The 23,626-nt window shown below is 61.5% G+C and carries 22 protein-coding genes and 1 pseudogene; 15 read left to right on the top strand and 8 right to left on the bottom strand.

All coding sequences use genetic code 11. The features are described 5' to 3' along the window. Positions 1-2: 2 nt before the first annotated feature. Entirely contained in the window at positions 3-1,007 is a 1,005-nt protein-coding gene (locus tag CJEIK_RS09675) for an alpha/beta hydrolase (RefSeq protein ID WP_005291898.1), read from the bottom strand. A 59-nt stretch (positions 1,008-1,066) separates the two neighbouring features. Between CJEIK_RS09675 and CJEIK_RS09670 the strand changes: the two genes are divergently transcribed. From CJEIK_RS09670 to CJEIK_RS09660, 3 genes are all read left to right on the top strand, one after another. After that, positions 1,067-2,011, top strand: a complete 945-nt coding sequence (locus CJEIK_RS09670; RefSeq protein WP_005325328.1) for a methionyl-tRNA formyltransferase — start codon at positions 1,067-1,069, stop codon at positions 2,009-2,011. A 65-nt stretch (positions 2,012-2,076) separates the two neighbouring features. Continuing rightward, positions 2,077-3,093 carry an iron-siderophore ABC transporter substrate-binding protein gene (locus tag CJEIK_RS09665; RefSeq protein WP_005291893.1) on the top strand — a complete coding sequence of 339 codons (1,017 nt, stop codon included), beginning with the start codon at positions 2,077-2,079 and terminating at the stop codon, positions 3,091-3,093. A gap of 173 nt (positions 3,094-3,266) precedes the next feature. After that, positions 3,267-3,905 (top strand): DedA family protein, encoded by a 639-nt coding sequence (locus CJEIK_RS09660; RefSeq protein WP_005325329.1) that lies wholly within the window; start codon positions 3,267-3,269, stop codon positions 3,903-3,905. A gap of 10 nt (positions 3,906-3,915) precedes the next feature. Here CJEIK_RS09660 and CJEIK_RS09655 read toward each other — a convergent pair whose 3' ends face one another. The 4 genes from CJEIK_RS09655 to CJEIK_RS09640 form a co-directional block, all read right to left on the bottom strand. Further along, positions 3,916-4,698, bottom strand: coding sequence for an ABC transporter ATP-binding protein (locus tag CJEIK_RS09655; protein WP_019176090.1), 783 nt, complete (start codon positions 4,696-4,698; stop codon positions 3,916-3,918). 50 nt (positions 4,699-4,748) lie between these two features. Next, a complete protein-coding gene (locus tag CJEIK_RS09650; protein WP_005325330.1) occupies positions 4,749-5,843 on the bottom strand; it encodes a FecCD family ABC transporter permease in 1,095 nt (364 codons plus the stop codon). Continuing rightward, complete coding sequence (locus CJEIK_RS09645) at positions 5,843-6,961, bottom strand: FecCD family ABC transporter permease (RefSeq protein ID WP_005325331.1); 1,119 nt, start codon at positions 6,959-6,961, stop codon at positions 5,843-5,845. Before CJEIK_RS09645 ends, CJEIK_RS09650 begins: the two co-directional genes overlap by 1 nt. Before the next feature lie 100 nt (positions 6,962-7,061). Then, a complete protein-coding gene (locus tag CJEIK_RS09640; protein WP_011018353.1) occupies positions 7,062-8,246 on the bottom strand; it encodes an IS256-like element IS3503 family transposase in 1,185 nt (394 codons plus the stop codon). A 330-nt stretch (positions 8,247-8,576) separates the two neighbouring features. On the opposite strand from CJEIK_RS09640, the gene secY reads away from it, so the two are divergent. From secY to rplQ, 10 genes are all read left to right on the top strand, one after another. Further along, the gene (gene secY, locus CJEIK_RS09635) at positions 8,577-9,911 is read left to right on the top strand and encodes a preprotein translocase subunit SecY (protein WP_005291880.1); all 1,335 of its coding nucleotides are present in this window, start codon (positions 8,577-8,579) and stop codon (positions 9,909-9,911) included. Beyond that, the gene (locus tag CJEIK_RS09630; RefSeq protein ID WP_005291877.1) at positions 9,908-10,453 is read left to right on the top strand and encodes an adenylate kinase; all 546 of its coding nucleotides are present in this window, start codon (positions 9,908-9,910) and stop codon (positions 10,451-10,453) included. Before secY ends, CJEIK_RS09630 begins: the two co-directional genes overlap by 4 nt. A gap of 128 nt (positions 10,454-10,581) precedes the next feature. Further along, on the top strand, positions 10,582-11,376 hold the full coding sequence (gene map, locus CJEIK_RS09625) for a type I methionyl aminopeptidase (protein ID WP_005291875.1): 795 nt from the start codon (positions 10,582-10,584) through the stop codon (positions 11,374-11,376). 200 nt (positions 11,377-11,576) lie between these two features. Beyond that, the gene (locus CJEIK_RS09620) at positions 11,577-12,770 is read left to right on the top strand and encodes a dicarboxylate/amino acid:cation symporter (protein ID WP_005291873.1); all 1,194 of its coding nucleotides are present in this window, start codon (positions 11,577-11,579) and stop codon (positions 12,768-12,770) included. 226 nt (positions 12,771-12,996) lie between these two features. Next, a complete protein-coding gene (infA, locus tag CJEIK_RS09615) occupies positions 12,997-13,215 on the top strand; it encodes a translation initiation factor IF-1 (protein WP_003854422.1) in 219 nt (72 codons plus the stop codon). Positions 13,216-13,459: 244 nt separating this feature from the next. Then, entirely contained in the window at positions 13,460-13,828 is a 369-nt protein-coding gene (gene rpsM / locus CJEIK_RS09610) for a 30S ribosomal protein S13 (protein WP_005291872.1), read from the top strand. Positions 13,829-13,831: 3 nt separating this feature from the next. Further along, positions 13,832-14,236: a 30S ribosomal protein S11 gene (gene rpsK, locus CJEIK_RS09605; RefSeq protein WP_005291870.1), complete on the top strand. Its 405-nt coding sequence runs from the start codon at positions 13,832-13,834 to the stop codon at positions 14,234-14,236. Positions 14,237-14,262: 26 nt separating this feature from the next. Further along, the gene (gene rpsD, locus CJEIK_RS09600; protein ID WP_005291869.1) at positions 14,263-14,868 is read left to right on the top strand and encodes a 30S ribosomal protein S4; all 606 of its coding nucleotides are present in this window, start codon (positions 14,263-14,265) and stop codon (positions 14,866-14,868) included. Positions 14,869-15,012: 144 nt separating this feature from the next. Further along, positions 15,013-16,026 (top strand): DNA-directed RNA polymerase subunit alpha, encoded by a 1,014-nt coding sequence (locus tag CJEIK_RS09595; RefSeq protein ID WP_005291867.1) that lies wholly within the window; start codon positions 15,013-15,015, stop codon positions 16,024-16,026. 55 nt (positions 16,027-16,081) lie between these two features. After that, the gene (rplQ, locus tag CJEIK_RS09590; protein WP_005291865.1) at positions 16,082-16,621 is read left to right on the top strand and encodes a 50S ribosomal protein L17; all 540 of its coding nucleotides are present in this window, start codon (positions 16,082-16,084) and stop codon (positions 16,619-16,621) included. A 391-nt stretch (positions 16,622-17,012) separates the two neighbouring features. On the opposite strand, the gene CJEIK_RS09585 is transcribed toward rplQ, so the two are convergent. After that, positions 17,013-17,627 (bottom strand): cation efflux transmembrane domain-containing protein, encoded by a 615-nt coding sequence (locus CJEIK_RS09585; RefSeq protein WP_005291863.1) that lies wholly within the window; start codon positions 17,625-17,627, stop codon positions 17,013-17,015. A gap of 104 nt (positions 17,628-17,731) precedes the next feature. On the opposite strand from CJEIK_RS09585, the gene truA reads away from it, so the two are divergent. Then, positions 17,732-18,718 carry a tRNA pseudouridine(38-40) synthase TruA gene (gene truA, locus CJEIK_RS09580; RefSeq protein WP_005291861.1) on the top strand — a complete coding sequence of 329 codons (987 nt, stop codon included), beginning with the start codon at positions 17,732-17,734 and terminating at the stop codon, positions 18,716-18,718. A 1,281-nt stretch (positions 18,719-19,999) separates the two neighbouring features. Then, positions 20,000-21,295: a type VII secretion protein EccB gene (eccB, locus tag CJEIK_RS09575; RefSeq protein ID WP_005291857.1), complete on the top strand. Its 1,296-nt coding sequence runs from the start codon at positions 20,000-20,002 to the stop codon at positions 21,293-21,295. A 209-nt stretch (positions 21,296-21,504) separates the two neighbouring features. Here eccB and CJEIK_RS09570 read toward each other — a convergent pair. Both CJEIK_RS09570 and CJEIK_RS09565 read right to left on the bottom strand, forming a co-directional pair. Continuing rightward, positions 21,505-22,353, bottom strand: a pseudogene (locus CJEIK_RS09570) (S8 family peptidase); the annotation flags it as partial. Next, a complete protein-coding gene (locus tag CJEIK_RS09565) occupies positions 22,353-23,504 on the bottom strand; it encodes an EsaB/YukD family protein (protein ID WP_005291855.1) in 1,152 nt (383 codons plus the stop codon). The gene CJEIK_RS09565 and the pseudogene CJEIK_RS09570, both read right to left, overlap by 1 nt. Between the last annotated feature and the right edge of the window lie 122 nt (positions 23,505-23,626).

Below are 23,626 nucleotides of genomic sequence, written 5' to 3'. Positions count from 1 at the left end.
ATTCAGCCCAGCAATTCGGCGAGTGCCGGGATGATCCCGTGGCGCCACATCGCAGGGTCGTGGCCACCGGGCGTGCGGTGATTGGTGGTGGGAAAGCCGCGGCGTGTCAGGGCATCGGCCACTGCATCCACGTGTCGTTGCATGGGCGGCTCTTCTGCACCGCACGTCAGTACGATGCGTGCCAGACCGGAGCCACTGTGAGCCGCAGGATTTTCGAGTGAGGGGCCAGTGAGCTGTGCGGCAATGTCGCCTCCTGCGGGCCCGTCCGAGAGCGTGTCCGCGAGCTCTGCAGAACGGTCAGCGGACCACCAGACGGCAGGGGACTGGGCGATGGCTCCTTTGATTGCAGGCGTGGTTTCGGTGGAAGCCGTAAGAGCTGCGCGCAGGGCGGAGAGACCGCCGAAGCTTTGCCCCACCAGGACTATGTGGCTGCTGTTGATGATCGGCGGAAGCTCGGTGGCCAGTGCGCTGGCGAATGTTTGGGAGGTGTACTCCTCGCTGCGGTCTTTGGCTGCCGGCAGGAAGACGCGGTTGATCTGGGGGATAAGCCCTGCCGTGACTGCCCGGTCCAGTGCGCCCGTGAGGTCATGCAGATGGATCCAGTCATCGCCATCCAAAAACACCACGGTGGTATCCGCACCGCGGTCATCGAGGCGCGCGGTGCAGCGCCTGCCGAATACCTTCCGGTCGATGGACAGGCGTGCGCCGGGCAAGTCCGCGATGACTTCTGGGGAGCGAGGCGGCCAGAGTGTCTGGTCCACAGAATCGCCGCTCAATAGGCTCGCCTGTGGGCCTGCGCCGTGTGCGTTATGTGGATCGGGATATTTCAGCTCGCCGGATTGAAAGCTATAGGTCACTGCTGAGTGCGTCGGGATGCGCACATCGACGGTGGACATCGATTCGGTGAGCTCGACGTTCGAGCGGTAGGGGTCCGGGAAAACGAGGGCTTCCGCATCCGCGGGCACCGAGATTCGGTGAAGGGTGGTCACGTCCGGGGAGTCTGGCATGAAAATTGCGCCACTTTCATCATTGACTACATAGGTAAACCTAAGCTAACATCCCCTGCATGCGAGTTGCTGTTTTCGGCTATCAGTCGTGGGGACACCGGACGTTGTCTGCGGTCATCAATGCTGGTCATGAAGTAGTTTTGGTAGTTACGCACCCTGCCAGCGATCACCCTTATGAGCAAATGTGGGCAGACTCCGTTGAGGAGCTCGCCAGCGAACATGAGCTCCAGGTGTGTGTCACTGAGCGCGTGGGTCAAGACGTCATTGAGGCGTTGCGCGATGCTGCACCAGACATCATCGTGGCCAACAATTGGCGAACCTGGCTTCCTCCCGAGGTTTTCAGCCTGGCCAAGCACGGCGCATTGAATGTCCACGATGGTCTCCTGCCCGAGTACGCCGGATTTTCGCCCATCCTGTGGGCGCTGTTGAACCGGGAAACTCACGTGGGCGTCACTGTGCACGAGATGGATGAAGTGCTGGACGGCGGACCCATCGTTGCCCAGCGCGCGATCCCCGTGGGTCCGCAGGACACCACCACGGATCTCGTGGCCAAGACCATCGACCTCATCGAGCCCCTCGTGGAACGCGCATTGAGTGACGTCGCCCAAGGCACCGCCACTGCGCAACCTCAAGATCCCACCCGCGCTACGTACTTCCACAAGCGCGGCGAGCAGGAATCTCGCATAGATTTCACCCAACCTGCGGAAGATATCGCCTTGCTGGTCAGGGCGCAGTCCGACCCGTACCCCAATGCTTACTTTGAATTCCGAGGCCAGCGCGTCCGCGTGCTTTCCGCGCACGTCTCGCAGGGCCGCTTCGGCGGAACCCCCGGCCGAGTCACCATCCCTCACGAGGGAGGAATCGCGGTGGTCTGTGGATCGCCCCGTGCCAACGTGCCGGCGCCGGCGATTGTTCTGGATCGTGTTCGTCTCGACGACAACTCGGAACTGACCGCCACCGAATTCTTTGGACATAGGGCTGGATATATCCAACCAAAGGTTTGACCTTTCCCTTTTGTGTACGGGCCACGCCTCGCGCGGAAATCCGTCACCAGTAACAACGGAGAAAAATGACACTCAAGAAGATTCTCGTTAGCACCGCTGCTGTGCTGACCTTGGGCGCGGCACTGACCGCTTGCTCGACTGATGACCAGTCCGGAAATTCCGGGGACTCCCAGGCAGTCAACGCCGAGCAGGGCGCATTCCCCACCACCATCGAGCACCGCTACGGCTCCACCGAAATCAAGGAAGCCCCGCAGCGCGTGGTCTCCTTGGGCTACACGGATCAGGACGCACTGCTGGCGCTGGGAGTTACTCCTGTCTCCGTGAAGTACTGGGACGGAATGACCCCGGATGGTCAGGCTGCGGGCAACTGGTCCAATGACAAGATCGAGGGCGACACTCCTCGGATCGACAAGGACACAGAAGTCAACGCGGAAGCCATCGCCAAGGACAATCCAGACCTCATCGTGGCCGTGTACTCGGACATCGATGAAGACACGTACAAGAAGCTGTCTGAGATCGCCCCTGTCGTCGTACAAAAGGGCGAATACGAAGAACTACAGCAACCATGGGACGTGACCACGGAAGAGATCGGGCAGGCCGTGGGCAAGCCTGAAGAGGCAAAGCGCCAGGTGGAGCAGGTCAAGGAGAAGTTCGCAGAGCTCAAGGGCCGCCACCCAGAATGGGCCGAAAAGGAACTCGGCGTGGCCACTGTCTCCGACGAGAGCCTGGCTGTCTTTGCCGAGGGCGATCCGCGTAGCCGCTTCTTCACCGAGCTGGGATTCAAGATCAACCCGGCCTACGCGGGCATCACCAAGGACAAGTTCTACGGTGAGGTCTCCAAGGAAAACGCAGACCAGATCAACTCTGACGTGCTGGTGTGGGATCAACTGTCTTACTCTCCGAAGCAGAGCAAGGCTTCTGTGACCGAGGATCCGATCGTGGGCAAGCTGCCCGCCGTGAAGGACGGACACAGTGTCTACCTGGAAGGCGACCTGGAAAAGGCCTTCGGATGGCAGACCGTGCTGAGCCTGAACTACCTGCTGGACAAGATCGAGCAGCCGTTGGCAGACGCCACGAAGTAGTCTGAATCAACTGCCGAACCGCCCCGCATGAACGTGCTGGGGCGGTTTTGCTGTTGCTGGCTAGGGGACGGGCACTCATGGGGATAACGGATGCACGCTAGGGGCGAGCTGCCTGTATTCCGGTCAGAAACCGGGGTAAGAATAGACCAGTTGTTTTCTAGAAGGGATTCCCTGTGCACTTAAGCGACCTCATGGACGCCACCACCCTGCTCCAGAACTTTGGCGGCTGGGCGCTCGGCGGCATTGCGCTGATTATCTTTATTGAATCCGGCGTGCTCTTCCCGTTCCTCCCCGGCGATTCCATGCTGGTCACCGCGGCAATCTTGCGCGATCAGCTGGGCTTGAACGTTCCGATTCTGGTGGGCGTGGCCATCGTCGCGGCGTTCTTGGGCGACCAGGTAGGTTTCTGGCTCGGCCACCGCTTTGGCCGCAAGTTGTTTAAGCCCGACGCCAAGATCCTCATAACCGAGCACCTCGAACAAGCCGAGGCTTTCTTCCTGAAGTACGGGCCGTTGGCTCTGGTACTGGGGCGCTTCATCCCGATCGTGCGTACCTACATTCCCGTGGCCGCTGGTACCGCGGAGATGCCGTACAAGAAGTTCGTGGGATGGAACGTCACGGGTGCAGTGCTGTGGATTGTCAGCATGGTCGGCATTGGCGTGCTGCTGGGGGATATCCCGGGCATTGCGGATCGCATCGACATGATCGCCATCGTCATCGTGCTGGTGTCTGTGACTCCGGTGGTGATTTCCGCGATGATCAACTGGCGGAAGTCCAAGAAGACTCCCGCCCAGGAGCTGATGGAGGACTAAGCCCTGATCGTCACTTGGGGACGATCAGCGGACCGCCGGTGACAGGATCCTCGATGACTAGCGCGTTGAGGGCAAACGCCTCGAGCAGTAGCTCTGGGGTAATGACCTCGCTGGGACGCCCGGTGGCGAGGACCTGTCCATCCTTCATCACCACGAGATTATCGCTGTAGCGTACAGCCAAGTTGAGATCGTGCAGCACCATCACCACAGTCCGATCCAGCTCTCGGCGTAGACGCTGCACCAGCTCCAAAATCTCTACCGACGTGGCCAGATCCAGGTAGGTGGTGGGCTCGTCCAGGAACAGGATGTCCGTGTTCTGCGCAAGAACCATGGAGATCCACACACGCTGCCGCTGCCCTCCGGACAGAGAATCCAGGGTGCGCTCCGCCAGCCCCATCGAGCCAGTCATTTCCAGCGCCTTGTGCACCTCGGCTTCGTCCGTGGACGACCACTGACGGATCCACGATTGGTGTGGGTGCCGACCGCGCGAGACGAGATCAGCCACGTTGAGTCCCTCCGGGGCGGTAGGGGTTTGTGGCAGCACGCTGATGGTCCGTGCGAGGTCCTTGCGCCTGATGGATGAGATATCGGCGCCGTCTAACAGCACTTCGCCCTCATTCGCCGGAAGGAGACGAGACATGGCTCGCAACAACGTGGATTTGCCGCAGCCATTGGGGCCGATGATTGTGGTGATCTGCCCGCGAGGAAAGTCCACGTCCAAGCCTTCGATGACCGTCCGGTCGCCGTAGCCCACGGCGAGGCCGCGTGCGCTCATGCTGTGCTTCTGAGTCATGTGTCCTTCTTTGTTCGCGGCACTGCTAACTTCCAGGGTGGGATCTTTTCTCATGCCGTGGTTGACCTATTCCGTTGGACCAGCAAATAAATAAGGAACGCACCGCCGATTGCCGAGGTGAGAATGCCCACCGGCAGCTCTACGGGCAGAAGAGTTTGGGTGCTGATATCTGCCAGCAGGAGTAGCGCAGCGCCGGTCAGCGCAGAGGCCAGAAGCGGTGGTGCAGAGCAGTTGCACAAGCGCAGCGCCACCTGTGGGGCCACGAAGGCGACGAACCCGATGGGGCCAGCGGCCGAGACCGCCACTGCTGCCAAAGCCACGGCAGCGGCGAGCAGAAGCACCTGCACACCCTGGACGTTTTGTCCCAAAGCCCGTGCAGTATCCGAGCCCAGCAAGGTGGCTAAAAGTTGGTGACCAATCCAGGCCAGCAGCGGTGTAAACACCAACACAACAATGGCGATGGGCCACATCTTGGACCAGTCCGCAGTGCTCAGGGAGCCAGTAAGCCAGAACTGCGCGGCCGCGGCATCGCGCAACTCCGTGCGGATCATCAGGAAGTTGATATACGAGGTCAACAGAGCAGAGATGATGATGCCGAACAGCACTAGCCGGAAGGAATCAGTCGATCTCCTCCACGCCAGAGCCCACATCACCGTTGCGGTGACAGCCGCACCAAGCACCGCGGCCAAGGGAATGCCGATGCTGCTGAGCCAGCCGAGGAAACCACCAGCGCCACCACCCAGAGTGATGACGGTGACCGCGGCCGCGGACGCGCCCGTAGTGAAGCCCAAGATATCCGGGCTGGCCAGCGCATTGCGAGTCACGGACTGAGTGAGGGCTCCGGATAATCCCAGCGCACAGCCCACCAGAATGGCCGTCAGCGCACGAGGCATGCGCCAATCCAAAACCACCAGACGCTCAATGCGGGTGCCCTGGCCGGTGAACAGCACCTCCAGCACACGAGCCGGGGACACAGGATAGTCACCCAGGCCGATGGAGACCGCCGCTAGCAAGACGATCGCCACGAGCAGCAATAGAGACACCGTCAACGCGCGAGGGCGCCAGACCACAGAAAATGAGCCCACGCGGAATGGCGGGCGCCCAGGGATAGTGGAAGAGGTAGGGCGGGCAAGGAGGGAACTCATTAAATGGCCACCACCCGGCGTCGATAAATAAGGGCGATGAAGAACGGCGCGCCCACGAACGCGAGGATGATGCCTACTTGCAACTCGCCCGGACGAGCGATCAGACGGCCCACCACGTCTGCGAACAGCATCATCACCGCACCCGTCAGGGCAGAGTAAGGGAGGATCCAGCGGTAATCAGGGCCCGTGATGGCGCGCACGAGGTGCGGGACCACCAGGCCGATGAAGGTGATGGGGCCGGCGGCAGCTGTCGCGGCACCGGCCAGCAGTGCGATCAGAGCCATGCCAATCAGGCGGGCGCGCTGGGTGTTGATGCCCAGTCCGGAGGCGATGTCATCGCCCAGATTCAGGAGGTTTAGCTGCGGTGCCGTGATGAACGCCAGCAGGAGGCCCACCAGGATAAACGGCAGCACGCCGTAGAACACGGTGAGATCCCGGCCCGCGATGGAGCCGACGGTCCAGAAGCGCATGCGATCCAGATTGGCATCGTCAGTGAGGATAAAACCGCTGATGATGGCGCTGAGGACCGCGGACAAAGCCGCGCCGCCGAGGACCAGCGTCATTGGATTGGCCTGTCCTCCTCCTATGGACGCCAAACTAAACACCAACGCAGTAGCAGCGATGGCCCCACCGAACGCCCACATGCTGGTAGCCCACACGGACGTCACACCCAGCAAGGAGAAGCTGGCAACCACGGCCAGGGACGCACCGTAGTTGATGCCGAGAATGCCCGTGTCCGCGAGAGGGTTGCGCGTGTGCCCTTGGATCAATGCACCGGAGGCGCCAAGGGCAGCACCGGCGACTAGGCCCAACAGGGTGCGGGGAATGCGGAGCTCGACGATCACGCGCTGATCCACATTCAGCCCCTCCGCGTGGCCGAACGCCGTGCCGAGATCGCGGAACACGGCGGACACTTCTCCAAAAGGGATCTGCCGTGATCCAAACACGATGCTGGCAACGATGCTGGCGAGCAATAGGAGGAAAAGGACGCCGAGGCCGACGAGGCGACGCGGGATTTTACCTGATGGAGCGCTGGCAGAAGCGTCCGCAGTAGCGTCCGCGCGAGACCCCAGGTGTGATTGAGAAGGGGATTGCGCATGCGGGGTAGAGATAGCCATGCATCCCTCCTTGACGCGTGAAAGTCCATGATCTTAACGGGAGCAAGCTTATGTGAAGGGTTAAGTAAAGAAAAGTGTGTCTTTTCCGGGCGTGTTGCGGTTATTTGATCCAGCCTTTTTGGATGCCGAGGTTGTGTTGGTAGCTGGTGTCGATGGCGGTGTCGTATTCTGCTGGTGCACCGATGTCATTGGTAGTGGCTGTGGTGTTGTGGGTGATCAGGTCTGTTGCTGTGGAAAGTGCGTCTTGACCCCATCGTTGGTCCCTGGCGATCTTGACCGGATCGTCAGGGACTTCTGTATGTAGATACAGCCACCAATCCATCACTGTGCGTTGATGCGGTAGTGATAGTCCGCGGTGTCTGCGGGCTAGTTCTTTTATGGGGGCGTTGATGCCACCTTCGAGGCTGTTTGTTGTTGCTGCAAGGTTGTCGGGGTCGATGGTTGTTGGTGGGGGTTGCAGGTAGGTAAACAGCAGGTCTCTGCGGTGCAGAGATAGCAATGATTGATAGGCCGCTCGGACGCGTTGGTGGGTGTAGACCTTGGTGTAGGCGCCGGTAGCAGGGTCTTTGATGGTGGTTTTCTCGTTCATCCATTCCCGGTAGGTGTGGTCGAATTCGTGCAGGTGGGCGACCCATGTGGATGCTTGGTCAAGGTCGGTGATGCGAGTGAGTTTCAGGGCTAGGCGGTAGAGGGTTTTGCCGGCATCGGTGCGGGGGTTGCTGGTGGTGTGGCGGCGGACTGTTCGTTGGGCGTGGACGAGGCAGCGTTGGATGCGTGTTGTTGGCCAGCAGTGGTGGATGGCTGATTGGGCACCTTGTCCGCCGTCTGTGACTGCGATTAGTGGTGCGGCAATGGGGCGTAGGAGTTCGGTGTAGGCGGCGGTGGTTTCGTGTCTGGCCCAGGTCCAGTTGATGACGTGGGTTTTACTGGCTGCGATCAGGAGGCATCCGGACTTTAGATAGGTCGCGTCGAGGAAGATTTGGTCATGGATGCGGAATGAGTCGATGGTGGGTGTGGGGATGATCCACCAGCACCATCGGAATCGGTGGTGCATGGTTTGCCTGGTTACGCCATGGTGTGCGGCGAAGGTGGTTAGAGATTGGGTGCCGGTGGCCCATTGGATGAACAAAGCCATGGTGGCGGTATTTTTGTTGTGGGTTTGGGTGTTGCGGGTAAAGGAGTGTCCGCAGTGGGTGCAGCGCCAACGGGTGGTTGATTTGCTGGTGGTGCCGTTTTTCTTTGTGTTGTTGCCGCATAGTGGGCAGCTGGGGCGGTTGGTGGTCATCCTTTAATCCAACCGGTGTGCGGTTAGCACAAATGTGGCCGGAGGTGCGGGATGGTGTGGGTAATAGCTTTCGGGGAGCTATTCTTTGGTGATTTGTGGTGTGTGGTCTGGGGTTATGGTGGCATGCGGACACACTTTTCTTTACTTAACCCGGAAGTGCCATTTGAAATAGCGCTTGTGGTAGGTGGTAGAGTGTCCTCAGCATTTGTCCTGTCTGCTAACCTGTACAGGTTGCAATTAGTGTCGCCTCACCGCGGGCGTATCTTGAAGTGCAGGTGCGCTAGCCAGTAGATCCCGCACTACGGAAACAAACTACACAGGAGGCAAAGTTTGTCCGCCATCTCCTCGGCGTTCAAGAACGCAGATCTTCGTAAGAAGATCTTGTTCTCCCTTGCGATGATCATCCTCTATCGCATTGGCGCCCAGATCCCCACCCCAGGCGTGGATTACGGCTCGATTCAAGCGCAGATCAAGGGCCTGACCGATAACTCGGCCATGTACTCCTTGATCAACCTGTTTTCGGGCGGTGCGCTGCTGAAGCTTTCTGTCTTCGCCGTCGGCATCATGCCGTACATCACCGCGTCCATTATTGTTCAGCTGCTCACAGTGGTGATCCCGAAGTTTGAACAGCTGAAGAAGGAAGGCCAGTCCGGCCAGGCGAAGATGACGGAGTACACCCGTTATCTCACTGTGGCTCTCGCACTGCTGCAGTCCGCCGGCATCGTGGCGCTGGCGGATCGCCGCCAGCTACTGGGGCAAGGTGTGCAGGTGCTTAAGGAAGATACCGGCATCTTCGGCCTCGTCACCATGGTGTTGATTATGACCTCCGGTGCGGTGCTGCTGATGTGGATGGGCGAGCTCATCACCGACCGTGGTATCGGCAACGGCATGTCCCTGCTGATCTTCGCGGGTATCGCAACGTCGCTTCCGGCACAGGGTGCATCAATCTTCTCCGGCTCCGGCGGCTTCGTCTTCGCCGGTGTCATCGTTGGCGTTCTGATCCTGGTTGTCGGCGTGGTCTTTATCGAGCAGGGGCAGCGCCGCATCCCCGTTCAGTACGCAAAGCGCATGATTGGCCGCCGCCAGTACGGTGAGACTTCCACCTACCTGCCGCTGAAGGTTAACCAGGCCGGCGTTATCCCCGTGATTTTCGCCTCCTCACTGCTGACCGTTCCGATCCTCATTACCCAGATCATCCAGTCCGGCAACCCACAGGCCGCCGGGCAGGACAACTGGTGGAACCGTAACGTCATGGCGGTACTGTCGAACCCGGCCGCCTGGCAATACATCCTGGTTTACGTCGGCCTAATCATCTTCTTCTCCTTCTTCTACGTCTCTGTGCAGTACGATCCGTACGATCAGGCGGACAACATGAAGAAGTACGGTGGCTTTATTCCGGGCATTCGCCCGGGCCGCCCGACCGCGGAGTACCTTGGTTACGTGATGAACCGTCTGCTGATTGTCGGTTCTATCTACCTGGCTATCATCGCCGCCCTGCCGAACATCCTGATTAACATGGGCGTGCAGACGGCACAGGCCGGAGGCCAGGGCCAGATGCCATTCGGTGGTACCGCTATCTTGATTCTGGTATCCGTGGCCCTGACCACGATCAAGCAACTCGAATCGCAAGTTATGCAGTCTAACTACGAAGGATTCCTCAAATGAGACTAGTTCTGCTCGGCCCTCCCGGCGCTGGTAAGGGCACCCAAGCATCCCTGCTATCCGATGCGCTGAAGGTTCCGCACATCTCCACCGGTGACCTGTTCCGTGCCAACATCTCCCAGGGCACCGACCTGGGCAAGCAGGCGCAGGAGTACATGGACGCTGGCAAGCTGGTCCCGACCTCCGTCACGGCCGACATGGTCCGTGACCGCCTGAACCAGGAGGACGCTGCCGATGGCTTCCTGTTGGACGGCTTCCCCCGCACCATTGAGCAGGCAGAGCTGCTGGAGAAGATGCTGCAGGACGACGGCCACTCCCTGGACGCAGTCATCAACTACGTTGTCTCTGAGGATGTCGTAGTCGATCGCATGCTGGCTCGCGGCCGCAACGATGACAATGAGGACACGATCCGCACCCGCCTGGAGGTCTACCGCAACGAGACCGCCCCGCTGATCGACCACTACAAGGATGTTCTGCTGAACATCGACGCAGAGGGCACCGTGGAGGACATCTCCTGCACCACTCTGAACGCGCTGGATAAGTAAGCACCCGCGCAATCTGATCCCGCCAGCCGGCCTTCCACGGTCCGACCTGGCGGGATTTGTGGTTGTTCGCCCCTGAAGGGGGCGTCACCAAAAACAAGAGCTATTAGAAAGAACAGAAACGAAACCACATGGGCTTTAGGCGAAGGAACAAGAAGATCGCGGCGAAGACCGCCGAACAACTGGATGCAATGCAGGCTGCCGGGGAGATTGTTGGTCTGGCGCTGCAGGAAGTCAAAAAGGCCGCGGAGCCGGGCAAAACCACGCTGGACTTGGACCGCGTGGCTGAGCAGGTTATCCGCGACCATGGTGCCACCCCGACTTTCAAGGGTTACGGTGGCTTCCCGGGTTCCATCTGCGCGAGCCCGAACGACATGATCGTCCACGGCATCCCGTCCGCCGATGTGGTGCTAAAGGAAGGCGATCTGATTTCCATCGACTGTGGCGCCACGCTCAACGGTTGGGTGGGGGACTCCGCTTGGACCTTCGGTATTGGCGAGATCGCCGAGGAACACGACCGCCTAAATCGCGCGACCGAATGGGTGCTGTACGAAGGGCTGAAGGCAATGGTGCCTGGCAACCGCCTGACGGACGTGTCCTGGGCACTGGAGAAGGCGACCGAGGCCGCCGCGCGGAAGTTCGACGTGGAGCTGTGGATCGTCGATGGGTACGGCGGCCACGGCATCGGCCGCACCATGCATGAGGATCCGTACCTGGCTAACGAGGGCCGCGGTGGGCGAGGCCCGGAGATCCAGGAGGGCTCTGTGCTGGCCATCGAGCCGATGCTGGCGCTGGGCACGGCGGATTCCTACGTGCTGGACGACGAGTGGTCGGTGCTGACCGATGACGGCAGTTTCTCCTCGCACTGGGAGCACACCGTCGCCGCGACCGCCGACGGCCCGCGAATTCTTACGCCGCGCAAGTAGTTCTTTCATTCTTGATGACGCCCCGCCGGCCTCTCTGACAGGCGCGGTGTTGGGGCGTAGCAGTAATGAGGGGGAAGCAGGGGAGGGGTTAATAGGGTGCGGGCGATTATTGGGGTTTTAAGTATTGCGAGTAGGCTAAATACAATTCACTTGATCGTTTCTTGAGGACCTATAAGCAACTGCAAAGGGAAAGCGCCAGCATGAACGGATCCAGATTTCTTAATTCTCTGATATTCAAGATCATCGTTGCGATTGTTCTGGGTATCGTCTGCAGCCTTTTCTTCCCGGAATGGGCTGGCCGCGTATTTGCGACTTTCAATGGGCTGTTCAGTAACTTCCTGGGATTCTTTGTCCCGGTTCTGATCTTCGCCCTGATCGCCCCTGCTATTGCCAGCCTGGGCCAGGGGGCAGGCAAGTGGCTGAGCGTGACCGCCGGCATCGCATACGTCTCTACCATCATCTCCGGTCTGATCGCCTACGGCGTGGCAGAAGGGCTCTACCCGTCGCTGCTGGGTAACGAGTCGATGATCGAAGCCAAGGATATTGACGAGGGTGCGTTGGCGCCGTTCTTCTCCGTGGAGATGGATCCGCCGCTGGGCGTGATGTCTGCACTGCTGCTGGCCTTCACCGTGGGTATCGCCATGGCTTCTATGCGCACCGAAGTTCTGTTCAAGGGCGCTGAGGAGCTACGCGAGGTGACCATGAAGGTCATCGAGAGCTTCATCATCCCGCTGCTGCCGTTCTACATCTTCGGTGTGTTCCTGACGATGGGCATGAATGGCAACCTAAAGCTGACGCTATCGCAGTTCGCTAAGGTGCTGATCCTTGCCGTGCTCATGACCTGGGTGATCCTGGCGCTGCAGTACCTACTGGCCGGACTCTTTGCGCAACGCAACCCGTTCACTGCGCTGAAGAATATGCTGCCCGCCTACTTCACCGCGTTGGGTACCTCCTCTTCCGCAGCGACCATCCCGGTGACGCTGGAGTGCACCCGCAAGAACGGTGTATCCCAGTCCGTGGCGGACTTCGTGGTGCCGCTGTGTGCAACGGTGCACCTGTCCGGTTCTATGCAAAAGATTGCACTGTTTGCGTTCTCCATCGTTTACATGACCGGCGTGGACATGACCGCGGGCATGGCCCTGGGCTTCATCTTCCTGCTAGGTGTGATGATGATCGCCGCACCGGGCGTACCGGGTGGTGCGATTATGGCGGCCGTGGGCCTGCTGCAGTCCCAGTTGGGCTTTGACGAAGGCCAGGTGGCACTGATGATCGCGGCTTACATCGCCATCGACTCCTTCGGTACCGCATGTAACGTCACCGGCGACGGTGCGATTGCGCTGGCAGTGAATCGCCTGGCGAAGGGCGAACTGCGCCGCGAAAAGCAGCCCGCCTAGAGGTACGGTCGACCAAGAAGGCAAACGCTCGCGCTAGCTTCTAAGGAGGCGGGTGCGAGCGTTTTGGCATCTTTGCAGGTCGCGTGTATTGTAGGCACTTGGTGCATGAGGCTTTCGCATAGGTAGGCGCCTTTGGTGGCTGCCAGGTGGAAGATTCCAAGACTGCGCCGTATGTAGCAAAACATCACCCATACCAGCTAATAGAGCTGGGGAAACGTTGGAGGATATGGCAAAAGAAGGCGCCATCGAGGTTGAGGGTCGCATCGTCGAGCCCCTGCCAAATGCGATGTTCCGTGTCGAGCTGGACAACGGCCACAAGGTTTTGGCTCACATTTCCGGCAAGATGCGCCAGCACTACATCCGTATCCTCCCGGAGGATCGGGTTGTCGTGGAGTTGTCTCCCTACGACCTGACCCGCGGGCGTATCGTTTACCGCTACAAGTAAACCGTTAAGCCTCCATACATCCAATCTGGGTAGCACCACCGAGGTGGAAGCTACCTGGTCACTACCTCTGGCCGCGGCGGCCGGAGCCCTCCTTCCAACACTCCAATAGTTGGGGTGTTGGTTTCGCACGTTCAAGGCACTTTGTGCCCGAACAGTCTCTTCCGTGACTGTTGGCGAAATACTCGAAGGATCAAAAGGGACGAGTGTGGAGAAAACCGTCGCTAAACCGGAAGGAAACTGCCCTATGGCACGCCTTGCTGGTGTTGACCTGCCACGCGAGAAGCGCATGGAGGTCGCACTGACCTACATCTTCGGAATCGGCCCCGCCCGTTCCAAGGAGCTGCTGGAAAAGACCGGCATCTCCCCTGATCTTCGCTCCAAGGATCTGACCGACGAGCAGCTGTCCGCTCTGCGTGACGTTATCGAGAACACCTGGAAGGTGGAGGGTGACCTCCGCCGCGAGATCCAGGCCGATATTCGCCGCAAGATCGAGATTGGTTCCTACCAGGGCCTGCGCCACCGTCGTGGCCTGCCGGTCCGTGGTCAGCGCACCAAGACCAACGCTCGTACCCGTAAGGGCCCCAAGAAGACGATCGCAGGAAAGAAGAAGTAACCTATGCCTCCGAAGACTCGTTCCGGCGCGCGCCGTACTGGCCGTCGCGTCGTCAAGAAGAATGTGGCCAACGGCCACGCATACATCAAGTCCACCTTCAACAACACCATCGTGTCCATCACGGACCCGAAGGGCGCTGTGATTTCCTGGGCTTCCTCGGGCCACGTCGGCTTCAAGGGCTCCCGTAAGTCCACCCCCTTCGCCGCTCAGATGGCTGCCGAGTCCGCTGCTCGCAAGGCTATGGACCACGGCATGAAGAAGGTTGACGTATTCGTTAAGGGTCCGGGCTCCGGCCGCGAGACCGCTATCCGTTCCCTGTCCACCGCGGGCCTCGAGGTTGGCACCATTGCCGACGTCACCCCGCAGCCGCACAACGGCTGCCGCCCGCCGAAGCGTCGTCGCGTCTAAAGAGAAGAAAGGATTAGGGATAGAAAATGGCTCGTTATACCGGCCCCGTAACCCGTAAGTCCCGTCGCCTCCGCGTCGACCTCGTCGGCGGCGACAACTCCTTCGAGCGTCGCCCCTACCCTCCGGGGCAGGCTGGCCGTGCTCGCATCAAGGAGTCCGAGTACCTCCTGCAGCTGCAGGAGAAGCAGAAGGCGAAGTACACCTACGGCGTCCTGGAGAAGCAGTTCCGCCGTTACTACGCAGAGGCCAACCGTCGCCCGGGTAAGACCGGTGACAACCTGGTCATCCTGCTGGAGTCTCGCCTGGACAACGTTGTCTACCGCGCAGGTCTGGCACGCACCCGTCGCCAGGCTCGCCAGCTGGTTTCCCACGGTCACTTCACCGTGAACGGCAAGAAGGTCAACGTTCCTTCCTTCAAGGTCTCCCAGTACGACATCATCGATGTGCGTGAGAAGTCCCGCTCGATGCTGTGGTTCGAAGAGGCTCAGGAAGCCCTGGTCGATACGATCGTTCCTGCTTGGCTGCAGGTCGTACCGTCCACTCTGCGCATCCTCGTGCACCAGCTGCCCGAGCGCGCTCAGATCGACATCCCGCTGCAGGAACAGCTGATCGTCGAGCTCTACTCGAAGTAAACCTGACGAACCTATTCGTTAGAATTACTTCGGATAGAACACCAAACGCGGTTTTCTACCGTCCGCACCGTCAACCAAACCTGGTGGCGGTAGTCCCCCTAACGGCGTCATATAGCGGTCGCCGAAAAAGGAGAAGCTTAAACAATGCTCATTTCACAGCGCCCCGCGCTCACGGAAGAGTTCATCGACGATTCCCGCTCCCGGTTCGTCATTGAGCCGCTGGAGCCGGGCTTCGGCTACACGCTGGGTAACTCCCTGCGCCGGACCCTGCTGTCGTCCATCCCGGGCGCGGCAGTGACCTCCCTGCGCATCGAGGGTGTGCTCCACGAGTTCACCACCATCCCGGGCGTGAAGGAAGATGTTTCCGACATCATCCTGAACATCAAGTCCCTGGTTCTGTCCAGCGACTCCGATGAGCCTGTCTCGATGTTCATCCGCAAGGAAGGCCCGGGCGAGGTTACCGGCGCCGACGTTGAGGTTCCGGCCGGCGTAGAGGTTCACAACCAGGACCTGCACATCGCTACCCTGAACGAGCAGGGCAAGCTGGAAATTGAGATGACTGTCGAGCGTGGCCGCGGCTACGTTCCGGCTGCCACAGCTTCTTCTGAGATCGGACGCATCCCGGTCGACCAGATCTACTCCCCGGTTCTGAAGGTCAGCTACAAGGTCGAGGCAACCCGTGTGGAACAGCGCACGGACTTCGACAAGCTGATCCTGGACGTGGAGACGAAGAACTCCATCACCGCCCGCGATGCCATGGCATCCGCAGGTAAGACCCTGGTGGAGCTGTTCGGTCTGGCTCAGGAGCTGAACCACGAAGCAGAGGGCATCGAGATCGGCCCGTCGCCGCAGGAAAGCGAGCACATCGCTGCCTACAGCATGCCGATCGAGGACCTGAACTTCTCCGTCCGCTCCTACAACTGCCTGAAGCGTGAAGAGATTCACACCGTCGGCGAGCTGGCTGCACGCACGGAGTCCGACCTGCTGGACATCCGCAACTTCGGCCAGAAGTCCATCAACGAGGTCAAGGTTAAGCTGGCTGGCTTGGGCTTGGGCCTGAAGGACGCCCCGGAGGGCTTCGATATCACCGATATCGAGGGCTACGACGCAGAGACCGGTGAGTTCATCGACACCGAGGGCGAGGACATCGCGGAATAACCCGGTGGTTAACCGCACGCGCTCACTGATTTAAAGATCCACACGAGGAGAACTAATGCCTACCCCAAAGAAGGGCGCCCGCCTGGGCGGTTCTGCTTCTCACCAGAAGAAGATCCTGTCCAACCTCGCTGCTCAGCTGTTTGAGCACGGCGCCATCAAGACCACGGACGCAAAGGCTAAGCTGCTGCGCCCCTACGTCGAGAAGATCATCACCAAGGCCAAGCGCGGCACCCTGGCGGACCGCCGCAACGTGCTGAAGCTCATCCCGAACAAGGAAGTTGTTGCTTACCTGTTCAACGAGCTGGCTCCGAAGTTCGAAGGCCGTCCGGGTGGCTACACCCGCATCATCAAGCTGGAGAACCGCAAGGGCGACAACGCTCCGATCTCCCAGATCTCCCTGGTGACGGAGCCGCTGGCCTCCACCGAGGCAGAGCGCGCTAACCGCGTTGCCGCTTCCAAGGCTCAGAAGGCTGAGGTCGAGGCTGAAGAGGCTAAGGCTGAGGAGGCTCCGGAGGTTGAGGCTGACACCGCAACCGACAAGGCCGCTGAAGCTGAGGCTGCTGAGGCTGCCGACGAGGCTGCTGAGGACAAGTAAGTCCGGCGCTTTCGCCTAGCTTTGAGGCGGGCCACGGTTACCCAATGGGGTAGCTCGTGGCCCGCCTTTTTGTTGCTTACTTATTGACGCCACCCGCCCCCGCGGTCCCGATGTTACCGAACCGGCAAGGGCGCGCCAGTTGGCGTGTGTGGAGCGTGGTTTGTGGTGGCTTAATGGTGGGGTTTGGGCGTGGTTTGTGGTGGGTTTGGGCGCCGAATGTCGTTAGATCGGGAATGCGTTAATGCGAACGATTTGCAGTTCTGCAAAAATGCAGGTCAGAGAGTTTTCATTTTGCCGGCACTTTACTCTCGTCGCACGTATTCCCGTTGTAGCGACATTGGCCGGAGTTGGACCGTGCGCATTCCCGTTCTAACGACATTTGCCCGTTCGCCTAGTCCATCTCGAGCTCCGGTTCCTCCGCGCGAGCCTGCTCAAAGACTTCCTTCGCCGCCGAGAGGTTAATCAGACCGATGACCACGCCGACCACAATGTCCGGCCACGCGCTAGCCCAGAACATCATCACCACACCGGCGCCTAGGATTAGCACATTAGCCGCAGCATCATTCCGCGCCGCCAGCCAAGCACCCTGCACCAACGCACTATCCGCCCCGCGCAGTCGCAGCAAAAGCACTGCGCAGACGAGGTTAATCACCAGGGCTCCGATGGCCGTCACGCTCAGAGTCACGGGCTCCGGGGGAGTGCCCGTCACAACCTTCCAGCCGGCCGTGCCGAACGCTGCGAAAGCCGGAATCAGAATCAACCCCGCCAGGGCATAGCTGGCCTTCCTGCGGCTGGCGACCGACCATCCCAGGGCGGTGAGCACCAATACGTTGATGAGAGTGTCTTCGAGGAAGTCTGCGGCGTCCGCAAAAAGAGCGGCGGAGCCGATAACAAGCCCAATCGACACTTCAACGACTAAGCCAAGCCCGTTAAGGGCAGCGACCCACGCGACTAGTCGGCGGGCGCGCGAGTCGAGGGTGGAGGCGGAGAATTCGTTGTCTTGCACGCAGACTAGACTAAGGCGCGCACAGTGCCCATGGCGAATGCAGTAGCTGAGCAGCAACAGCTAGCCGAGCCAGACGAACGTCCATCCGAAGGAGCGCTCCACCCATGCCCGAGACACCGCAGGCCCAGCAGTTCTCGCAGGCCACCTCAGCTGCACCGGCTGATCAGCCCAGCCAAGCCGGCGAGCTGGTGCGCGTGCGCCTGGAAGTTGCCTACGACGGCACGGATTTCCACGGCTGGGCCACTCAGTCTGGGGGCTTGCGCACGGTCGCGGGAGTTCTGCAGGAGAAGTTGTCACTGGTCACGCGCCATCCCATTGAGTTGGTCGTGGCCGGGCGCACCGACGCGGGAGTGCATGCCAGCGGCCAGGTCTGCCACGCTGACATTCCTGCGGACGCCTTCGAGCAACGCTCGCTGACCCGCCCGGAGGATCTGGTGCGGCGCCTTTCCCGCATGTTGCCTTCCGACGTGCGGTTGCACGGGGCGAGTGTTGCTCCGCAGGGTTTTGACGCCCGCTTCTCCGCGCTGCGCCGGCACTACATCTATCGTGTGACGACTCACCCGGCCGGGCCTGTGCCTGTGCGGGCGCGGGATACGGCAGCGTGGCGCCATCCGATTGATTTGGAGAAGACTCAGGCGGCCTCCGACGCGCTGATCGGTTTGAACGACTTCGCGGCATTTTGCAAGGCCCGCGAGGGGGCCACGACAGTTCGGGAGCTGCAGGAGTTCCGCTGGGTGGACGTCTCCACTGAGGCGGAACCGCAGACTTATGAGGCACATGTGACCGCGGATGCCTTCTGCTGGTCGATGGTGCGTTCCCTGGTGGGGGCGGCTTTGACGGTCGGGTCGGGCAAGCGACCGGATGATTTCACTCCGGGGCTATTGAAGGAGACCAAGCGCAGTTCTGCCGTGCCAGTAGCACCCGCGGAAGGGCTGAACTTGGTGCGGGTGGATTACCCGGCCGACGAAGAGCTGGCGGAGCGCGCACTGACGACCCGCGCCAAGCGCTCGCCGGTGGGCAGCGGGAGTGGGTCGGCGGAAGCAGCCGCAGTAGATGCGGGACCGGCCGCAGGACCAGACACCGCTCCGTGAGGGAAGCGGTGCTTGTGAGCATTCGCCCTCGCGCGGCGATGCTTTGGACGCCTTGAAATGGCAGGCGCGCCCGCCGTGGAAGCTACAGCTGCTACCGCCGCATTCTGCGGCACCGGCTGTGGTGCTGGCTTTGGCACCGGCTGCGGTGCAGACTTTGGCGCAGGTGCCGTGACGGCGAAGAAATTGAAGTACTCCCGGTGATCTCCGTGGGCCAGGATGGTGCCCGTGCCAACCGGCGGAACTGCGATATATACGTCCACCGTGGGGCATCCCAGCAGTTGCAAGCGCTCACGGCCCCGGGCAAGCACTCCTTCCGCAGCTGCGAAGCCCACGCTCCCATGACGTGAACCGCGAACGGCTGCGGGAATCTCCACGAACAGAACTCGAGTTTTCGTGCCCGCATTGCTTGAAACTGGATCTGTCGGATCCGCCGGACCCAGCTGTTCCGTCATATCCGACGCATTCGGCACGTGCGCTGTTTCCCCTGGGTCGGCTGCCTGGCCAACACCACAGTTGAATCTGCGCAGATCGAAAAGCTCTTCCGGCCAATTCATCGACCCCTCCAGGGCGCGCAGTTGTGCACTCGTCCCAAACACCGCAAAAGTCGCGCCGGGAATGGGATGTACCAGCATGGATTCGCCCGCGTCTGTCAGCCCGATAAACCAGCCCGGCGCAGCCGGAACGCTCAGCTGCTCTGCCAGCCCGGCTACCTCCGCGCCCACCGGCGGAGCCTCCGCAGGCAGAGCCCACACCCCACAACCGCTGGCGGCAAAAGGCATCCGCGCCGCCGCGTGCTCCGGTACGCCCACCAGCGTGGCAGAGGAATCTCCCAACCAGCCGCGGCCGAAAGGCTTGGTGGGGACGGTTGCGGTGGAGAGGGTGGCGTCCATAAGAGAAAGACCCAAACCACCGGCCAACCGGTCGGTAGAAATCCGCCGCGACGACGGCTCGCCCCACAACCTGTCGTGCACACAGAGCAGACGGAACCAGCGCGTGCCCTGATCCGTGGTGGCGCGGCTGCGAGCGAAGGCGAACCAGCCCGCCACAATGCACCCGATCGCCACCAAACCGCATAAAACCCATGCCCACCAGGCGGTATGCCTAGCGTCAGCAGTCTCGGCAGCAAAAAGTGCCACTGAACCCATTATTCCCATCCCCCAAAGTATGAAATTCCCCCGAATGCGAAGTTCGCCTCGCGCCCGCAATTCAACCATGAAATACTTAAGCGCGCTAGCGGGGGCTAGAAATAGCAAAACACGACAAAGGGGGAGCGCAGTCACCATGCGCACAACGGGGATACAAGTATCTGGATTCAACTTTCTGCTGCGCAGGCTCGAGCTGGCGCTGGTTATTGGGGATCCGCGGATGGCCCACGATCCACTCCGCAGCCAACGGCGGGCGCTGGTCGTCGGTGTGCTGCTGAGTCTGCTGATCGCCGGGGGAGCGGTGATGCTGGGGCTACTGCGCCCACAGCCGAGCCTGGACGGGGCCGACCTGGTGGCCGACGAAACCGGGACGCTGCACCTGCGCCTGGAGGATTCCTATCATCCGATCACCAACGTTGCCTCCGCGCGGCTGATTCTGCAACAACCCGTAGAGGTACAGAAGACCACCGCCGAGCAGCTGTCCCAGGTTCCGTTGGGCCAGCCGATTGGCATTCCGCAGGTGCCGGCGCTTTCTGCCGCGCCGGACCGCGAGTGGTTGTACTGCGACCGTGCGGACGGTGGCGTGGGCACGGTCGTGGCCGTCGAGCACATCAAGGAGCACCGCCACGCTCTGCTGGCCGCACCTTCGGGTTATTGGCTTATCGACGCCACCACTCGCGCCCGCATAACCCCAGATGCAGCCCGGGCTTTCGGCACGGAGGCGGTGCCCGCCAGCGATGGGTTGGTCCAGCAATTCCGCCGCAGCCCCGACATTGCGATGCCGGCGGGGAAGACGAAGATGCCCGCGCCTTTCGACGTGGCGGGCAGGGTAATCACTTCTGGCGACCGGGCGTTTCTGGTGGACCGAGCGGGCGTGGGGGAGGTCAAAGGTTCGCGGCGCGACTTTGCCCTGGCCAGCAGCCCCGTGCCGCCGGTGGAGGCACCGCTGGCGGATGTGATGCGCCAGCCGAGCGTGGACGTGTTGGCGGGAATCCCGGAGTTCGACAACGAGCAGCCCGTGGTGTGGGCGCAGCCGCAGATGGTATGCGCGGGGCCAAAGGGTTTGGCGGAGCCGGAGGATGGTGCCGCAGCTGGCAGCGGCGCAGGGAAGGATGGCACAGGCGCGGACTCAGCCGGAATCAGCGCCGTGCTGGCGGCCGACGAACCAACCGCCTTCTACGGACCGCGGGGCACTTCGGCTCTGAAGACGGAGCGCGGATATTTGCTGGTCAGTGATAACGGCGTGCGCTACTCCGTGGGAAGCCAAGCCGAACTGCGCGCCCTGGGGTTCACCTCGGAACACGAGGTTCAGTTCGCCCGCGTGGCCTCACTGCCGGACGGCGGTTTGCTGTCTGCGGAGAAAGCCCGGCAGACGACCGTGGCGATGATGCCCAGCGCCAGCACCAGGGAAAGCACGACCGGCACGGAGTAGTTCGCAGCCTCCGACTGGTGAGGCTGAGTGGTGACGGTCTGTAGCTCGTAGCGTGCGTCAGCTGTGCCATCGCTGGCATTGCCACCGCTGGCGACGCCGCTATCGCTCGCCCTCGCATCCCGCAGGTCGAGAGCCTTATCCACGGCAGCGGCGGGATTTATCACCAGCATTTGCTTTCCCAGACCCGGTCCGCTCGCACCAGGGGTGGCAGTGGTGGTCAGCAGCTCGCGGACCTCCTGCACGCTGAGGTGTGGGACGATCTGCCAGACCAACGCCGCCGTCCCGGAAACGACTGGCGCGGCGAAGCTGGTGCCTTCGAAAGGATCGGGACTGCCGATGATGGTGTGCACCTTCCCACGCACCTCGACCTGCCCCTCGACTGGCCCGCCGGGTGCGTATACGTCCACCCAGTGCGTCGGCGCGCTGTACTGCGCGGGCACGCGCCCCTGGTCGGCAGAGTTTGCCTTCTGCGTATTAGCGTCCGCACCAGTGCCGATGCCACCCGCCAGCTCCTGCTTTCGCGGCGCCACTGCGCCCACTGCCAGCACGGGATCCAGACTGGAAGGAAACGTTGGCGCGCCCTCCGGGCACTGCCCCGTGTTGCCTGTGGAAGCCACCACCAGCACTCCGGCCTTCTCTGCCCGGCCGATAGCCTCGCGTAGCTCCGCCGTATCCTCGCAGGCCACCATCGAAATGTTGATGACCTTCACCCGTGCCTTCAGAGCCCGGTCGATTGCGCGAACCAGATCCTCCACCGTGCCCTCAGCTCGGGAGGCAACCGCGTTATGCCTAAACGAATGAACCTTGGCTTCCGGCGCTATCGCTCGCAGCACGCTGGTCACTACGGATCCGTGCAGAATGCAAAAATCACGGTCGCCCACCACGCCCGGCCCGGCGGAGCCCGTATCAATCACAGCCACGTCCACGTCCTGGCCCCGGGACAGGGCGTGTAGCGCTGGGTACGAGGGGGCGTCAATATCCGGCAAAGGCACGGTACCGGGCGCCGCAACGGTGCCTTCCTGGCAGTTCCCGTGTGGCGAGGAATCCTGGATGATCATCAGCCGATGCCCCGAATCGCCTCGAAGATCCCCGTGGTCTGCAGCGCCAGGGGGATGGCCAGACAGAACGCGACGGCCTCCACCATGTCGATCACCCGCCCCAACATCGGCGACTGCACGCGCACCGCCGGCAGGCCAACCAGCACCAGGCACGCCGCACCCCAGGGTTCGTGCAACGCCAGCCACAGAATCGTTGTGGCGGACAACACCGCCAGCGCCACCGAATGAACCGGCCGGGTGCTGCGCGCGCTCACGCCCAGCACGGCCACCAACACCAGCAGCGCCGCTCGCCACAGACTCAGCGGCTCACCCCACGGCGCCAGCTGGTACACGCACGCACCCAGCACCGCCACGATTGCCACAACCAGGGCAGAGTGCACCTCCACCACCTGGCCCGCGGGGGTAGTCGTCGGCTGAGTAAACACACCAGTCGCGGGCACCTTCGGCAACTTAATGCCCGCCAGCCCGATCGCAATCTGCCCCGAATAGGCCAGTGCGAACATCGCCAGCAGCAGCGTAACCCCCGGCCAGAAATTCACCGCCGCGAACGCCACCCACGTGGCCGTAACAATCCGCGCCGGGCCGCTGCGCCACACCATGAGCGCCGCCACAAAGCACGCGCACAGCACATTCACGTGCAGCCCCAGCCCGAAACCGAGGATCGCGGCTAGGTAGGTGAAGTTGCGGTGATGCAGCGAAGCTGCCGCCGCAGCCAGGGATGCTACCGCCGTTGCCACGATCGTTGCGGTGTCTGCCGAATGGTTGAGGTTAAGGACGCCCCCAGCTCCAACCAGCTGATTATCCAAAGGGTGCCACGCGGGAGCGGCCTGCAGGCTGAACAGCGCAACGATGGCTGCGGCGATCCAGGCAGCAGGGCTGGCGGGGATAGGGCCGGAGAGCTCCTCGACAGCCTCGGCCGGCGGGGCGGGAACGGTGGCGATCTGCAAGGTCAGCGACTCGCCGGGGCGCACCCCTGCCTCCGCCAGGGTGTGTTGGGGCTGGACCTGACCGACCGCCCGGTGGAGGGTCCAGTGTTCCCCCGGCTCCGCGTCCACGAGGTGCGGTATGAGCTCCGCGACGGGCACATGGTCGGCGATTGCAGCGTTGATAGTGGTGCCCTTCGCGGGCACGGAAATGCTGAGAGCTAGCACAGTAAAAATCCCCCTGGCGGTGCACGTTTAGGCCGTGCCCAATTGAATCTGCAGCGAGGATCCCCCCTTTGGATCCCGCCGGTGTTTATTACACGGCACAGATAGTAACCCAGGCGAGGCGA

The organism is Corynebacterium jeikeium, from assembly GCF_028609885.1.
Taxonomy (GTDB): Bacteria; Actinomycetota; Actinomycetes; order Mycobacteriales; family Mycobacteriaceae; genus Corynebacterium; species Corynebacterium jeikeium.
This window is presented reverse-complemented; position numbering and strand designations above follow the sequence as displayed.

Bases quoted from the DNA above. Each gene is read 5' to 3' on its own strand.
- CJEIK_RS09640 (WP_011018353.1), bottom strand. From the start codon at position 8,246: ATGACCACCAACCGCCCCAGCTGCCCACTATGCGGCAACAACACAAAG.
- rpsM (WP_005291872.1), top strand. From the start codon at position 13,460: ATGGCACGCCTTGCTGGTGTTGACCTGCCACGCGAGAAGCGCATGGAG.
- CJEIK_RS09595 (WP_005291867.1), top strand. From the start codon at position 15,013: ATGCTCATTTCACAGCGCCCCGCGCTCACGGAAGAGTTCATCGACGAT.
- rpsD (WP_005291869.1), top strand. From the start codon at position 14,263: ATGGCTCGTTATACCGGCCCCGTAACCCGTAAGTCCCGTCGCCTCCGC.
- CJEIK_RS09630 (WP_005291877.1), top strand. From the start codon at position 9,908: ATGAGACTAGTTCTGCTCGGCCCTCCCGGCGCTGGTAAGGGCACCCAA.
- truA (WP_005291861.1), top strand. From the start codon at position 17,732: ATGCCCGAGACACCGCAGGCCCAGCAGTTCTCGCAGGCCACCTCAGCT.
- CJEIK_RS09675 (WP_005291898.1), bottom strand. From the start codon at position 1,007: ATGCCAGACTCCCCGGACGTGACCACCCTTCACCGAATCTCGGTGCCC.
- map (WP_005291875.1), top strand. From the start codon at position 10,582: ATGGGCTTTAGGCGAAGGAACAAGAAGATCGCGGCGAAGACCGCCGAA.
- CJEIK_RS09655 (WP_019176090.1), bottom strand. From the start codon at position 4,698: ATGACTCAGAAGCACAGCATGAGCGCACGCGGCCTCGCCGTGGGCTAC.
- CJEIK_RS09665 (WP_005291893.1), top strand. From the start codon at position 2,077: ATGACACTCAAGAAGATTCTCGTTAGCACCGCTGCTGTGCTGACCTTG.
- CJEIK_RS09650 (WP_005325330.1), bottom strand. From the start codon at position 5,843: ATGAGTTCCCTCCTTGCCCGCCCTACCTCTTCCACTATCCCTGGGCGC.
- eccB (WP_005291857.1), top strand. From the start codon at position 20,000: ATGCGCACAACGGGGATACAAGTATCTGGATTCAACTTTCTGCTGCGC.
- rplQ (WP_005291865.1), top strand. From the start codon at position 16,082: ATGCCTACCCCAAAGAAGGGCGCCCGCCTGGGCGGTTCTGCTTCTCAC.
- infA (WP_003854422.1), top strand. From the start codon at position 12,997: ATGGCAAAAGAAGGCGCCATCGAGGTTGAGGGTCGCATCGTCGAGCCC.
- rpsK (WP_005291870.1), top strand. From the start codon at position 13,832: ATGCCTCCGAAGACTCGTTCCGGCGCGCGCCGTACTGGCCGTCGCGTC.
- CJEIK_RS09645 (WP_005325331.1), bottom strand. From the start codon at position 6,961: ATGGCTATCTCTACCCCGCATGCGCAATCCCCTTCTCAATCACACCTG.
- CJEIK_RS09620 (WP_005291873.1), top strand. From the start codon at position 11,577: ATGAACGGATCCAGATTTCTTAATTCTCTGATATTCAAGATCATCGTT.
- CJEIK_RS09670 (WP_005325328.1), top strand. From the start codon at position 1,067: ATGCGAGTTGCTGTTTTCGGCTATCAGTCGTGGGGACACCGGACGTTG.